The organism is Carnobacterium divergens DSM 20623 (assembly GCF_000744255.1).
GTDB classification, from domain to species: domain Bacteria; phylum Bacillota; class Bacilli; order Lactobacillales; family Carnobacteriaceae; genus Carnobacterium; species Carnobacterium divergens.
On record NZ_JQLO01000001.1, the window covers coordinates 97,784 to 111,828 of the forward strand.

Annotated in this window: 13 protein-coding genes; 12 read left to right on the top strand and 1 reads right to left on the bottom strand. The window is 34.7% G+C overall.

The window, feature by feature from the left end:
• Positions 1 to 2: 2 nt before the first annotated feature.
• From BR52_RS00475 to BR52_RS00525, 11 genes are all read left to right on the top strand, one after another.
• On the top strand, positions 3 to 818 hold the full coding sequence (locus BR52_RS00475; RefSeq protein WP_034568243.1) for an ABC transporter permease: 816 nt from the start codon (positions 3 to 5) through the stop codon (positions 816 to 818).
• Positions 815 to 1,648: an ABC transporter permease gene (locus tag BR52_RS00480; RefSeq protein ID WP_034568244.1), complete on the top strand. Its 834-nt coding sequence runs from the start codon at positions 815 to 817 to the stop codon at positions 1,646 to 1,648. Before BR52_RS00475 ends, BR52_RS00480 begins: the two co-directional genes overlap by 4 nt.
• Entirely contained in the window at positions 1,645 to 2,718 is a 1,074-nt protein-coding gene (locus BR52_RS00485; protein ID WP_034568245.1) for an ABC transporter substrate-binding protein, read from the top strand. The genes BR52_RS00480 and BR52_RS00485 overlap by 4 nt, the downstream gene beginning before the upstream one ends.
• 1,043 nt (positions 2,719 to 3,761) lie before the next feature.
• Positions 3,762 to 4,424 (top strand): peptidoglycan amidohydrolase family protein, encoded by a 663-nt coding sequence (locus tag BR52_RS00495; RefSeq protein ID WP_034568248.1) that lies wholly within the window; start codon positions 3,762 to 3,764, stop codon positions 4,422 to 4,424.
• Between the two features lie 60 nt (positions 4,425 to 4,484).
• Positions 4,485 to 5,219 (top strand): phage tail tip lysozyme, encoded by a 735-nt coding sequence (locus BR52_RS00500; protein WP_034568250.1) that lies wholly within the window; start codon positions 4,485 to 4,487, stop codon positions 5,217 to 5,219.
• Positions 5,220 to 5,432: 213 nt separating this feature from the next.
• Positions 5,433 to 5,702 carry a 30S ribosomal protein S14 gene (gene rpsN, locus BR52_RS00505; RefSeq protein WP_034568253.1) on the top strand — a complete coding sequence of 90 codons (270 nt, stop codon included), beginning with the start codon at positions 5,433 to 5,435 and terminating at the stop codon, positions 5,700 to 5,702.
• A 49-nt stretch (positions 5,703 to 5,751) separates the two neighbouring features.
• Complete coding sequence (locus BR52_RS12905; protein WP_160113853.1) at positions 5,752 to 5,889, top strand: putative metal homeostasis protein; 138 nt, start codon at positions 5,752 to 5,754, stop codon at positions 5,887 to 5,889.
• Positions 5,890 to 5,954: 65 nt separating this feature from the next.
• The gene (locus BR52_RS00510; RefSeq protein WP_034568254.1) at positions 5,955 to 6,638 is read left to right on the top strand and encodes a ZinT/AdcA family metal-binding protein; all 684 of its coding nucleotides are present in this window, start codon (positions 5,955 to 5,957) and stop codon (positions 6,636 to 6,638) included.
• Between the two features lie 86 nt (positions 6,639 to 6,724).
• Complete coding sequence (locus BR52_RS00515; RefSeq protein ID WP_034568256.1) at positions 6,725 to 7,567, top strand: Cof-type HAD-IIB family hydrolase; 843 nt, start codon at positions 6,725 to 6,727, stop codon at positions 7,565 to 7,567.
• 212 nt (positions 7,568 to 7,779) lie between these two features.
• On the top strand, positions 7,780 to 8,367 hold the full coding sequence (locus tag BR52_RS00520) for a lytic polysaccharide monooxygenase (protein WP_034568258.1): 588 nt from the start codon (positions 7,780 to 7,782) through the stop codon (positions 8,365 to 8,367).
• Positions 8,368 to 8,746: 379 nt separating this feature from the next.
• Positions 8,747 to 9,334: a lytic polysaccharide monooxygenase gene (locus tag BR52_RS00525; protein WP_034568260.1), complete on the top strand. Its 588-nt coding sequence runs from the start codon at positions 8,747 to 8,749 to the stop codon at positions 9,332 to 9,334.
• A 67-nt stretch (positions 9,335 to 9,401) separates the two neighbouring features.
• Here the strand turns inward: BR52_RS00525 and BR52_RS00530 are convergent, their stop codons facing one another.
• Positions 9,402 to 10,142 (bottom strand): nucleoside phosphorylase, encoded by a 741-nt coding sequence (locus BR52_RS00530; RefSeq protein ID WP_034568262.1) that lies wholly within the window; start codon positions 10,140 to 10,142, stop codon positions 9,402 to 9,404.
• A gap of 264 nt (positions 10,143 to 10,406) precedes the next feature.
• Here BR52_RS00530 and nifJ point away from each other — a divergent pair, with 264 nt between their 5' ends.
• A complete protein-coding gene (gene nifJ / locus BR52_RS00535; RefSeq protein WP_034568264.1) occupies positions 10,407 to 13,967 on the top strand; it encodes a pyruvate:ferredoxin (flavodoxin) oxidoreductase in 3,561 nt (1,186 codons plus the stop codon).
• Positions 13,968 to 14,045 lie beyond the last annotated feature (78 nt).

Below are 14,045 nucleotides of genomic sequence, written 5' to 3' on the forward strand. Positions count from 1 at the left end.
TTATGACAAAGCAAACAAAAACGTTTTATTTTATTCCCTATGTTTTTTGGCTATTGCTATTTGTAATTGCCCCGCTATTATTGATTTTATATCAATCTTTTTTCAATGTAGATGGTCAGTTTACGCTGGAAAATTATCAAACGTATTTTACTTCAGGTACGTATTTAAAAATGACCTTTAATTCCGTTTGGTATGCCTTTTTAATTACCTTATTTACGTTATTAATTAGCTATCCTACGGCGTATTTTTTAAATAAAACGAAGCACAAGCAATTATGGCTAATGTTGATTATTTTGCCGACTTGGATTAATTTGCTTTTGAAGGCTTATGCTTTTATTGGAATATTTAGCATGAATGGGAGTGTCAATCACTTTTTAGAATTTATTGGCATTGGCAGACATCAAATTTTATTTACAGACGTGAGCTTTATGTTTGTTGCAGCCTATATTGAACTGCCTTTTATGATTTTGCCAATTTTTAATGCAATTGAAGAATTGAATCCTTCTTACATTAGCGCTAGCCGTGATCTAGGGGCGAATAATTTTGAAACCTTTAGACGAGTTATTTTTCCTTTAACACTAAACGGTGTGAAAAGTGGTGTTCAAGCAGTCTTTATTCCTTCACTATCCTTATTTATGCTAACGCGTTTAATTGGGGGGAATCGAGTGATTACCCTTGGAACTGCAATTGAGCAACATTTCTTAGTAACACAAAACTGGGGAATGGGCTCAACGATTGGCGTGGTTTTAATTGTTGCCATGATTTTAATTATGCTGTTAACAGGGGAAAAGAAAAAGAAAGGGGGCAAACTTAAATGAAAAAAGGCTTGTTAAAAGGTTCAAATTTGTATTTAATCGCTGTTTTTAGTTTATTGTATGCGCCCATCTTTTATTTGATTTTTTATTCCTTTAACGCAGGCGGCGATATGAATGGCTTCTCAGGCTTTACTTGGGAACATTATTTAGCGGTTTTTGAAGACAAACGGTTGATTACAATTGTCTTGAATACCTTATTGGTAGCCTTTCTGTCAGCATTGATTGCAACGATGATTGGAACTTTTGGGGCAATGGGCATTTATTATACGAAAAACAGAAAAACAAGAAATACGTTGCTTAGCTTCAATAATATTTTAATGGTTTCTCCTGACGTCATCATTGGGGCAAGTTTTTTGATCTTCTTTACCTTTTTAGGTTTAGGACTAGGGTTTGGTTCAGTTTTGCTTTCTCACATTGCCTTTAGCATTCCAATTGTCGTGTTAATGGTCTTGCCAAAAATGCAAGAAATGAATGACTCGATGATTATGGCTGCGCGAGATTTAGGAGCAAATAGCCTTCAAGTGCTAAGTCGTATTGTTTTGCCAAGTATCACGCCAGGTATTTTAGCAGGCTTTTTTATGGCTTTTACCTATTCGCTTGATGACTTTGCAGTGACCTTTTTTGTAACAGGAAATGGATTTAGTACGTTGTCTGTAGAAATTTATTCACGGGCCAGACAAGGGGTTAGTTTGGAAATCAACGCTTTAAGTGCATTGATGTTTGTTTTCTCACTAGCACTAGTTTCAGGTTATTATTTTATTCAACAACACAACTACAGCAAAAAACAAAAGCTAAGACATAAGCAGCATGCTGAGGCGGTGGATATGATATGAAAAAATTAGGAACCTTAATGGCAGCTATTTTAATTCTATGTGGTGGACTTTACGCCTATGCAAAGCATTTAGAAAAAGCACAAGGATTTTCAGGGAACAATACGATTACCCTCTATAATTGGGGAGATTACATTGACCCCTCTTTAATAAAGAAATTTGAAAAAGAAACAAACTATAAAATTTCCTATGAAACATTTGATTCAAATGAAGCCATGTTTACAAAAATCAAACAAGGTGGAACAGCCTATGATTTAACAATTCCTAGCGAATATATGATTCAAAAAATGATCAAAGAAAAAATGTTAGTGCCGCTAGACAAATCAAAAATCAAAGGTCTAAACCATATCGACCCGCGTTTTATGGATTTAGCTTTCGATCAAAAAAATACCTATTCGATTCCTTATTTTTGGGGAACATTAGGAATTATTTACAATGATAAATATATAAAAGCGAGTGATATGCAACATTGGAATGATTTATGGCGACCAGAACTAAAAAATAATTTAATGTTGATTGATGGTGCTAGAGAAGTAATGGGGCTGTCGTTAAATAGTTTAGGCTATTCTCTAAATAGTAAAAATCAAACGGAGCTAGACAAGGCTGCAGCAAAATTAAGTACCTTAACCCCAAATGTCAAAGCCATCGTAGCCGACGAAATTAAAATGTATATGATTCAAGAAGAAAGTGCTGCTGCAGTGACTTTTTCTGGAGAAGCCAGTGAAATGTTAGACAACAATGAACATCTGCATTACGTGATTCCAAGTGAAGGATCTAATCTTTGGTTTGATAATTTTGTTATTCCTAAAACCGCTAAAAATAAAGAAGGAGCCTACGCCTTCATTAATTTTATGCTAGAGCCTAAAAATGCAGCACAAAATGCTGAATATATCGGATATTCTACGCCGAATAAGGATGCCATGAAGTATTTACCAAAAGAAATCGCGAATGATAAACAATTTTATCCAAGCGATGAAACGATGTCCCATTTAGAAGTGTATCAAGATTTAGGTGCGGACTATTTAGCGATTTACAATGATTTGTTTTTAGAGTTTAAGATGTACCGCCGATGATTGGAAAACTCAGTAAAAACGCGTTAAATCAACAAAAATTCAGGAGAATAAGCCACCGTTTTTACTGCCAGTTTTCCAAAATTCTACCAAAAGCGACGAAATTGTCGCTTTTTTTGGTGTTTTCTACCAGAGAATTCTACCAGAGATTTTTAGTTGGAAAGCTTGATTTATGTAAGGATGAGCGTAGATATTTTTTTAATAGAAAAATCATCATTTTAAAAGGAGTGTTAAAAATTGCTTTTTTTATCTAGAAAAAGGCTACTAAAAACATCTACTGCAAACGGTGAAAATGTTCATATTCTATTACTAAAAAAGATTAGAAATAAATAATTAGTTTGTTCTAGTTAATAATGTTGTATCCTGTGAATTCTATCATTTGAAGAAAATCGTTACTTTTACGCGACCCTAAATCGAAAAGACTACAAAAAGAATGAACCTTTAGATGAAGATATCGCGATTATTAGACCTGGAAAAGTTCGTTCTTTGCTAGACTTAATTTTTAAAAATCACTTATTTTCATTAAATGATATTCTAAATGACTATTATATTGACCGTTCATTTTTAGAATCTCTATTTGGGATTGAAAATAAATTTCTAAGCAAGTACTCTGAAGAGTCTAATAGAGAATATTTTAATAACTCAAATGTTGTTTCTTTGTTCGCTAAGGAAAACTAATTAATATTGAAGGACGTTCTTATTAAGACGTCTTTTTTTTTCGATTAAATTATAAGTGAACTTCGCAACAATGGAGATTGAAATAGCAATAAAATAAGGAGTCTTACTCTCGTTTTCCGAAACTATTAATCAACTTAAAGAGACAAAATAAATGAATAAAGAAGAGGCAAAACGAGTATATTGTTATAGTTTTTTTAAATACTAGAGAAAATTATTAAGAAGTATTTATGAATGATTTTTGAGGGAGAAATGAACAAATTTTGAAAGAAATTTAGAGGAATATAGGAAGGTGTAGGCTTAAAATTGAGGATAAAATAAGGATATAAGATAATAACTAAACATTATTATTGAAAGAAAGGAGGAAGAAAATGGGGAAAATAGAATCAGTAATTAATTGGTTTCAAATAAGAAAAGGGAAAGTAACTTATTCAATGACGAATCGTTATGGTCCAAACAGCTATGATTGTAGTTCTGCTGTGTATTATGCATTAATGCAGGGAGGTTTTGTAGCTGAGGGAACGTTTCCTGGAAATACAGAAAGTTTGTACCAGTTGGAAGGTAAGTTGTTAACACCGATTAGTCGCGGTGAAGTTCGACGAGGAGATATTTTTGTTGCAGGTATAAAGGGGAATAGTAGTGGTTCAAATGGTCATACGGGTGTTTTTTTGAGTAATCAAACTATTATTCACTGTACTGGTGGTCGAGGAATTGTTGAAACTCAAGCATCGGGATGGATTGGAGGTCCACCAGTTTATTTTTATCGCTTAAAAGGATCAGAAGATAATGAAGGAACAAGTAAACCTAAAAAAGGAGAGACAACTATGCAATGTTTTTATCAAATTAAAGGAAATCCAGGGATTTATTATTTCGATGGAAAGAATCTTACAGGATTGAATGATATGGATGAACTAAATATTTTAAATCAGATTTACAAAGCAAATAATGACAATGATATGCCGCGTATTATTACTGATGGAGCTTGGTTTAAAAGGTTAGTAGATATGGCAAAACGTCCAGTAAATAATGTTTAAAATAAGATGGATTATTCAATTTTTTTGAATTTTAAGAGTCAAAATGAAAGGAATTGGACTATGGTAAATTTTACATCAACTCAATTAGAAACAGCAAAAACAGTATGGAATACACTAAAACAGTTTGGCTATAATGATAATTCCACGGCAGGTATTATCGGTAATCTATATGCAGAGTCAGCTCTCAATCCAAATGTAAATGAACACAGTGGAGGCGGAGGTTATGGATTAGGTCAGTGGACTCCAAAAAGTAATCTATATATGCAAGCAAGCATTTGTGGGATTTCGAACAGTGAAGCAGAAACAGTACAAGGGCAAGCAAAGATAATCGCACAAGGAGATACAACAGGTCAATGGTTGGCTTATGGGAATACGGCCTATCATCCGACTGTAAAAAATTATCAAGTGCTGTCAGAATTCAAAAAAATAGCTGATTTAACAGCAGCAGCAGCAGCAGCGAATTTTTGTGCGCATTGGGAAAGGCCTAATGTAAAGTATGCGCATATGGATATTCGAATAGATGCTACTAACAGTATTTATGAATTATTAGGAACAACTCAAAAAAATAATAAAGGAGAGGTTACAATGCAGTGTTTTTATCAAGTTAAAGGAAGTGCGGGGGTTTACTATTTTGATGGAAAGAATCTTACAGGATTGAACGACATGGATGAATTAAATATTTTAAATAGAATTTATAAAGAAAATAATGAAAAAGATATGCCTTATATTGTTACAGATGGGGCTTGGTTTAAGAGATTGACTGATATGGCAAAACGCCCAGTAAATAATATCTAAAAATTAATTTAAATAGTTAGCGAATTAGCTTTAATAGAAAAAATAATAATTTCTATCGAGTAGAATCTTCTACTCGATTTTTTTTGTAAGCAATAAGAGAAAGGGAGTAGTTGACAATTAAAAATCAACATGATAGTATGATAAATACATAAAACGTAACGATTACGATTTAAACCTAATAAAGGAAATTTAATTATTAAAGGAGAGAAGACAATGGCAAAAAAATCAAAAATAGTAAAAGCAGAAAAACAACGTCAACTGGTTAGTGACTATGCCTCAATTCGTAAAGAATTAAAAAAACAAAGAAATTATCAAGCATTAGCAAAATTACCAAAAGATTCAAATCCGAATCGCTTAAGAAATCGAGATCAACTAGATGGCCGTCCCAGAGGATATTTACGAAAATTTGGCTTATCTAGAATTAACTTTCGAGAATTGGCATTGAAGGGTCAAATTCCAGGTGTGAAAAAAGCAAGCTGGTAGACTATTTTTAGGTAGTCACAAAATAATAAAATGACAGGAGAGACTCTATATGGAAAAACAAGATTTATCAAGCGCCTATCGCCGTTTAGTTAAAAGTACAAATAGAAAAACACGAAAAAGAGCATTAAAACTTATCCATGAACATAAAAGAAAGAGAACCAAACAATTGATACAGCTGACAAAATAATTTTAGTTGCATTAATTGAACGAACAAAGACACTAAAATAAGCAAGAGTTAAAAAGGGGAGCATTATGAAAAAAAAGATGGCATTGGTTTTAGTAATGATAGTTGCAATTGTAAGTACGGGATGTATAAAAAATGAAAAAACAAAAAAAACGGAGACGTCTTCTAGTCAATTAGAAAAAAAAGAAACCGAAACACACTCTCACCATCACGCTACAAAAGCAAGCGAGGGAATTTTTGAAGATAATGAAGTCAAAGAACGTTCCATTTCAGATTGGCAAGGCTCTTGGAAATCGATTTATCCCTATTTAGTGGATGGTTCACTAGATGAAGTATTTAAAGAAAAAGCTAAGACGGGGGATAAAACTGTCGATGAATACAAAAAATATTATGAATCAGGCTATAAATCAGACATAGAAGCCATTGATGTTTACAATAACAAAATGGCGTATCTTGTTAACGGTGAGTGGCAAGAGGCAGAGTATGAATCTGCAGGCTATCAAATTTTAACCTATGAATCGGGTAAAAAAGGAGTTCGTTATCTTTTTACTTCTAAGACAGAAGAAACACAGGCTCCAAAGTATGTTCAATTTAGCGATCACCTTATAGAACCTCATAAGAGTGGTCATTTTCATATCTACATGGGAAATGAGAGTCACGAAGCGTTGTTGACGGAAATGACTAATTGGCCGACGTTCTTCCCAAGTAAAATGAGTAAAAAAGAGATTATTCACGATATGCTGTATCATTAATATCAAAAATCCCCTTGACATGAAATGCATTCCATACTCTATAGTAATTATAGGAGCAACGATTACTATAGAAATGGGGAGACAAGATGAGTCATACGATTATTTTTATGGATGTAGATGGGACGCTTTGTGATGATACCGGACGTGTACCAGAATCAGCCGCAATGGCGATTAAAGCAGCAAGAAAGAATGGACATTTGGTCTATTTATGTACAGGACGTTCAAAATCAGAGCTTAATGAAGAGATCATGTCGATTGGCTTTGATGGCTTAATAGGAGCTGGCGGAGGATATGTTGAAAGCAATGGTGAAGTTCTAAGTCATTTAAAATTTGAAAAAGAGACAATGTTAGATTTAATTGATTTTTTAGATGAAAATGGTGTGGCGTATTATTTAGAATCAAATGATGGATTATTTTCTAGTAAAAACTGTGTATCAACAATGAATGAAATTGTCTTTTCGGACATAGATCAAGCAAGTGAGGATTATCAAAGTTTAAGATCAACCTTAGATGTCTTTTGTAGTTATTTGACTGAAAAAAATGATTCTATCGATTATTCTACTATTAATAAAGTTTCCTTTATCAACAACCAAGTTCCTTTTGGAGTGGTTCAAGAAAAATTTGGTACTGAATTTAATGTGATGCGAAGTACGGTTCCAGTTTTTGGAAAAAACAGTGGCGAAATCGTCTTGAAAGGAATTCACAAAGGCGTTGCCATTACTCAATTGCTTGAACACCTTAATGAAGAGGTTTCAAGAACCATGGCGTATGGCGATGCTCATAATGATATTGAGATGTTTGAGTTGGTAAATGTTGGAGTAGCAATGGGAAATGCTAGCGAAGATTTGAAAAAAATTGCGGATGATTTAACGACAGCTCATAATCAAGATGGTATCTATCAAAGTTTTAAAAAATATCAATTAATTTAAGGAATGAAGATGGCCCCTTAGAGTTTTATAAGGGGTATTTTTTTATTTCTTTTTTATTAGTTTTAATTGGTATAATTGTGAATGATTAAATATACTTTTTTATAAATAGAATTAAGTAATAATTAAAGGGATATCTTTAGACAACATTATAACATTATGTTAATATTCATTTTGTAAGCGGAAACAAAAAATAAGGATGAGGAGATGTTCTAATGAAGAATCGGTTAATAAAATTTATTTTGGTGGCAGCGTTAGTTGTTGGAGGATTAGGTGTTTTCACAGCTTCAGCATCGGCACATGGATATGTATCATCACCAGGCAGTCGTGCCTATAAAGGCAGTAACTTAGGTGGCAATTTAAACACAAATGTTGGACAAGCTCAATGGGAACCACAAAGTATTGAAACATTAAAAAATACCTTTATTTCAGGTAAGCTAGCAAGTGCTGGTTTAACTCAATTTGCACCATTAGATGAACAAACTGCAACCAGATGGCATAAAACAGACATTAAAACAGGCGTTCAACCTATTACGTGGACATTAACAGCAAAACACAGCACAACTAATTGGAAATACTTTATGACAAAAGAAGGCTGGAACCCAAATCAACCATTAGACATTAAAAACTTTGATTTAATTGGTCAAGTGAATGATAATGGTGCGATTCCGACTTCACCAACTACCCACAATGTAACCATTCCAGCAAATCGCACAGGCTATCATGTAATCTATGCAGTTTGGACAATCAATGATACAGCAAATGCATTTTATCAAGCAATTGATGTGAATGTAGTAAAATAAATAAATCAATCAATGCCATCTCTTAATTAGAGATGGTTTTTTTTATTTAAGAATAGAAAAGAAATATAGTTCAGAAGAAATGTTTTTTAATCTGAATTTAATTTATGTGTTGTTGTTATATAAAAATTGGTATTTTTATTTCTGTATTAAGAAAAAAACAAATAGTATAAAAAGAGTTAGATAAATGATAAAATCCGTTAAAAAAAATGATACACAACTTCTGAAAAATAAAGAACAGTGGATTTAGAAAAAATTGGTCTAATGATAATAAAAAATAAGTATCAAATAAAAAATAAAAATAATTTAATTTTTATAATTATAAAAATGTAGGTATGCTATTCTTAAAAAGTAACAAAATAGAATAAAAGGAGAAGTGATTATGAAAAAGAATCTATTAAAATTTGTTTTAACGGTTACATTGGTATTAGGAGGAGTTGCAGCATACGCATCAACAGCTTCAGCACATGGATATGTTTCTTCACCTGCAAGTCGCGTTTTTAAAGGAACTGAACTAGGTGGAAAGTTAAACGAAAATATTGGCGATGCGGCATATGAACCACAAAGTATTGAAACCTTCAAAGACACTTTTGTGACTGGTAAATTAGCAAATGCAGGAATTTCTCGTTTTTCATTATTAGATGAACAAACAGCTGAAAGATGGAACAAAACAGATATTAAAACAGGAGTTCAACCTTTTACTTGGCATTTAACAGCTCCACATTCAACAACGACTTGGGATTATTACATGACAAAACAAGGTTGGGACCCAAATCAACCATTAGATATTAAAAACTTTGAATTAGTAACACAACAAGATGATCATCATGCTATTCCAGTTGAAAATCCTACACAACTTGTAACGATTCCAGCTGATCGTTCTGGATATCATGTTATTTTAGCAGTTTGGAATATTTTTGATACACCAAATGCATTTTACCAAGCAATTGATGTAAATGTAGTCAAATAAATAAAAAAAGAGCGCCTAATTCAAAAAAATTAGGTGCTCCTTTTTTATTTATTTCCTGGGAAATGAGCTACATTAAACAAGCTTTTAAAACCAGTTCAGCAGCATTTTGATGAAGAATTTCATAGTCTGTATCTTCTATTTTTTCAAGATTCATACGACTAAGATGTACCACTAAACAATTAGCAGCAGGAATTTGATAGAGAGAGGCTAATAAATAAAGCACAGCCGTTTCCATATCGCAGTTTAACACATGACGCTCTTGCCAGTAAGACATGAAAGCAGAATCTACTTTGGGTCCATTAGAAAGTTGAGGGTCTCTCCCTTGACCTAAATAATAAGATTGCGTGGTCATACCTAATCCAACATGACTAGTAAAGCCTTCTTTTATTGCTTTTTCAGTTAGTTTTGCTAATAAAATTGGATCAGCAGTTGCAGGATAAGTATCAGGTGCATAGTTGGCTAGCATTCCTTTGTCTCGGACCATCCCATGGTTAAACATTAAATCACCAGCTTGAATGTCGTTACTCCAAGCACCACATCCTCCTAAACGAACAAATTGTTTAGCACCACTTTGAATCAACTCAATTACAGCAATTTCAGTCGATCCAACTCCCATTCCAGTAGAACAAATGGAAACTCTTTTGCCCTTCCATAAGCCACTGACTAAAGTGAGTTCTCGATTTTGAGAGACGATTCGTGTCTGTTCCCAATTCTGAGAGATGAGTGCCACGCGAGCGGGGTCTCCTACTAAAAGAGTAAGCTCACCGAGATCATCGGAAGTGACGGTTTTTAAATGAGTGGTATTCATAGATATCCTCCAATTTTAGTATGATTAAAGAAATCAAACATATGATAAATTCCTACCTATTCTAACAAAAGTAAGGACTATTAGCAAAAAAGCACTAATTGTATTATTTCTTAATCTTATATGAAGTAATAATTCATGATGTTTTCGTGAAAAAACCTTCATTCACTTGTATTTATGATCTAAGAACATTAAAATAAAAGGGTTAATAGAAATTTATTTTTGCACAAACTTAGTTAAAACAACAAATTGAAAAGAGGAGAAGACATGAGAAAGCAAAAAACAATGGATGGGAATACGGCAGCGGCCTATATTTCATATGCGTTCACTGAAGTTGCAGCGATTTACCCAATTACCCCCAGTTCAACAATGGCCGAATTAGTGGATCAATGGTCATCAGATGGCAAGAAAAATTTATTTGGGCAAGAAGTGAAAGTCGTTGAAATGCAATCAGAAGCAGGCGCGGCAGGAGTTGTTCATGGGTCGTTAAAAACCGGAACGTTAACCTCGACTTACACAGCTTCACAAGGCTTGCTGTTGATGATTCCCAATATGTATAAAATCGCAGGCGAATTGTTGCCAACTGTTTTTCACGTTGCCAGTCGCGCAGTCACAACGAATGCGCTAAATATTTTTGGCGATCATAGTGACGTAATGGCAGCTCGCCAAACCGGTTTTGCCATGCTTTGTGAAGGCAGTGTTCAAGAAGTGATGGATTTATCAGCTGTTGCACATTTAGCAACACTAGAAAGTTCATTACCCTTTGTAAACTTTTTTGATGGCTTTCGTACAAGTCATGAGATTCAAAAAATCGATGTCTTAGAATACGATGAATTAAAAGGTCTTATGAACAAAGACGCTCTGACAGTCTTTCGTCATAATGGGATGAATCCAAATCATCCAACGGTTAGCGGAACAAACCAAAATCCTGATATTCATTTTCAACAAAGAGAAACGATTAATAGTCATTATGAAACTGTTCCAACGATCGTGAAACACTACATGGATGAAATCAACCAGTTGCGAGGAACGAATTATGATTTGGTGAATTATTATGGGCATGCTGAAGCAACAGAAGTTCTTGTTGCAATGGGCTCTGTGACGCCGGTTATTGAAGAAGTTGTGGACTATTTAAATAGTCAAGGCAAGCAAGTGGGCTTGATGAATATTCGCTTGTATCGTCCATTTCCAGTTGCAAGCTTTATTGAGCAGTTGCCAAAAACAGTCGAAAGAATTGCTGTTTTAGATCGTACAAAAGAACCAGGAGCAGGTGGAGAGCCACTTTTATTAGATGTTCAAAGTGCCCTTTATGATTCAGCGATACGTCCAAAAGTAATTGGTGGACGATATGGTCTAGGATCAAAAGACGTGACGTCAAGCGATATTTTAGGAATTTTTGATCATTTAAGTCAAGATAAAACGTCATTGAAACCGAGATTTACAGTTGGAATTGTGGATGATGTGACGCATTTATCCTTGCCTAAAGGGGAAAAAATTGATTTAACACCAGCTGGAACGTATCAAGCAAAATTCTGGGGCTTTGGTAGTGATGGAACGGTGGGAGCGAATAAATCAGCCATCAAATTGATTGGGGATCATACTGATTTGTATGCACAAGGGTACTTTTCCTATGATTCTAAAAAGTCTGGCGGATTGACCGTTTCCCATTTACGCTTTGGTCAAGAGCCAATCAAATCAAGCTTTTTAATTGAAACAGCTGATTTTGTTGCCTGCCATACTGCGGCGTATTTAAATCAATACGATCTAGTTAAAGGCTTGAAAAAAGGCGGTATTTTCTTGTTAAATACAGCTTGGGACGAAGAGCAACTTAGCAAAATGCTGCCAACTAAATTAAAGAAATACCTAATTGAAAATGATATCCAATTTTATACAATTAATGCGGTTAAGTTAGCGAATGAAGTTGGATTAGGCCGACGGATCAATACAATTATGCAAACTGCTTTTTTCAAGGTAACAGAAATTATGCCGTTTGAGGAAGTCGTGAATTTGATGAAGGCTGATGCAATGGCGGTTTATGGAAAAAAATCCATTAAAATTGCAGAGACCAACCAAAAGGCGATTGATGCAGCAGTCGAATTAGTTCATAAAGTGACGATTCCTGAAACATGGGCAACGGAAGAAGTTAGTGAAGAAGAGCGAGACACAAGTCATTTGCCAAAATTTGTTTTCAATATTTTAGAACCGATGAATCGTCAAGAAGGAGATTCTTTAACAGTTAAAAATTTAATCGATAACAAGATGACAAGTGGCGAAATCCCAGTTGGTATGGCTGCTTATGAAAAACGTGGGGTTGCTTTAGAAGTCCCAGAATGGATTCCTGAAAATTGTACCATGTGTAATGAATGTGCCTTTGTTTGTCCTCATGCAGCGATTCGTCCGTTTTTAGCAGATGAAGAAGAAATGGAAGAAGCACCAGCTGGCTATATTGTACGAGATATCCATGGAGCAGACGGACTGAACTATCGCATTCAAGTAGCAGTAGATGATTGTACAGGTTGTGGGTTATGTGTGGCCGCTTGTCCGGCTAAAGAAAAAGCCATTCAAATGCGTCCATATGAAGAACAAAAAGAGCAAGCTGTTAACTGGGCTTTCTCAATGACGTTAAAAGCAAAAGCAAACCCATTTAAGAAAAATACAGTTAGAGGATCACAATTTGAACAACCGTTAATGGAATTTTCAGGCGCTTGTTCTGGTTGTGGTGAAACCCCTTATGTGAAATTGTTGACGCAATTATTTGGCGATCGAATGATGATTGCTAATGCAACAGGCTGTTCTTCTATTTGGGGAGGATCAAGTCCTGCAACTCCTTATACAACGAATAGTGAAGGTTGTGGCCCTGCGTGGTCAAACTCTTTATTAGAAGACAATGCTGAATATGGTTACGGAATGCATTTAGCAAATCAATCAAGACGGGAAGGCATTGCCCTTAAAATGATTGAAGCCATTGAAGCGGGTATTCCAAGTGATGGGTTAAAAGAAGCTTTTGAAAATTGGATGAATGGTATGCTTGAAGGTGAAGGGACTAAGGAACGTGCCAATGAGCTGTTATTTGCTCTGCTTCAAGAAAAAGAACAAGCGCCAATTTTGGAAGAGATTTATCAAGAGCGGAATCTTTTCATTAAACCGAGTCAATGGATGATTGGCGGCGACGGCTGGGCTTATGATATCGGCTTTGGCGGAATCGATCACGTTTTAGCAAGTGGCGAAGATGTAAATATGTTGGTGATGGATAACGAAGTTTACTCGAATACAGGCGGTCAAACATCAAAAGCAACCCCAACTTCTGCGATTGCAAAATTTGCAGCTAGTGGAAAGTACGCTTCTAAAAAAGATTTAGGGATGATGGCGATGAGTTATGGGAATGTATACGTGGCACAAATCGCTTTAGGAGCGAACCAAGCTCAAACGATTAAAGCTTTTGAAGAAGCTGAAAAATTCCCAGGCCCATCATTGATTATTGCATATACGCCGTGTATTGTTCATGGTTTAGTAGGCGGTATGGGCAACGCCTTGAAGGAAACGAAGGAAGCAGTCGATTCTGGCTATTGGTCATTGTATCGCTTTAATCCGTTGTTAAGTGAAAAAGGGAAGATTCCGATGATTCTTGATTACAAAAAGCCTCAATTTGCGGATATGAAAGAATTTATGATGACACAAACGCGCTTCTCATCTCTTTCAAAAGCCAATCCTAGCGTTGCGGAGCATTTATTTGAAAAAACGGTGGAAGATGCTAAAATACGTTTTTATAATTACGCTAGAATGACAGGTCAAGAAGAAAAAATTAGATCAAAACTCGAAAAAGAATAAGAAGGAAAAGCTTCAAGTCTAAAAGATTTGAAGCTTTTTTATTGGGGTACAATATAAGCGGAATCTTCATTATCAGAG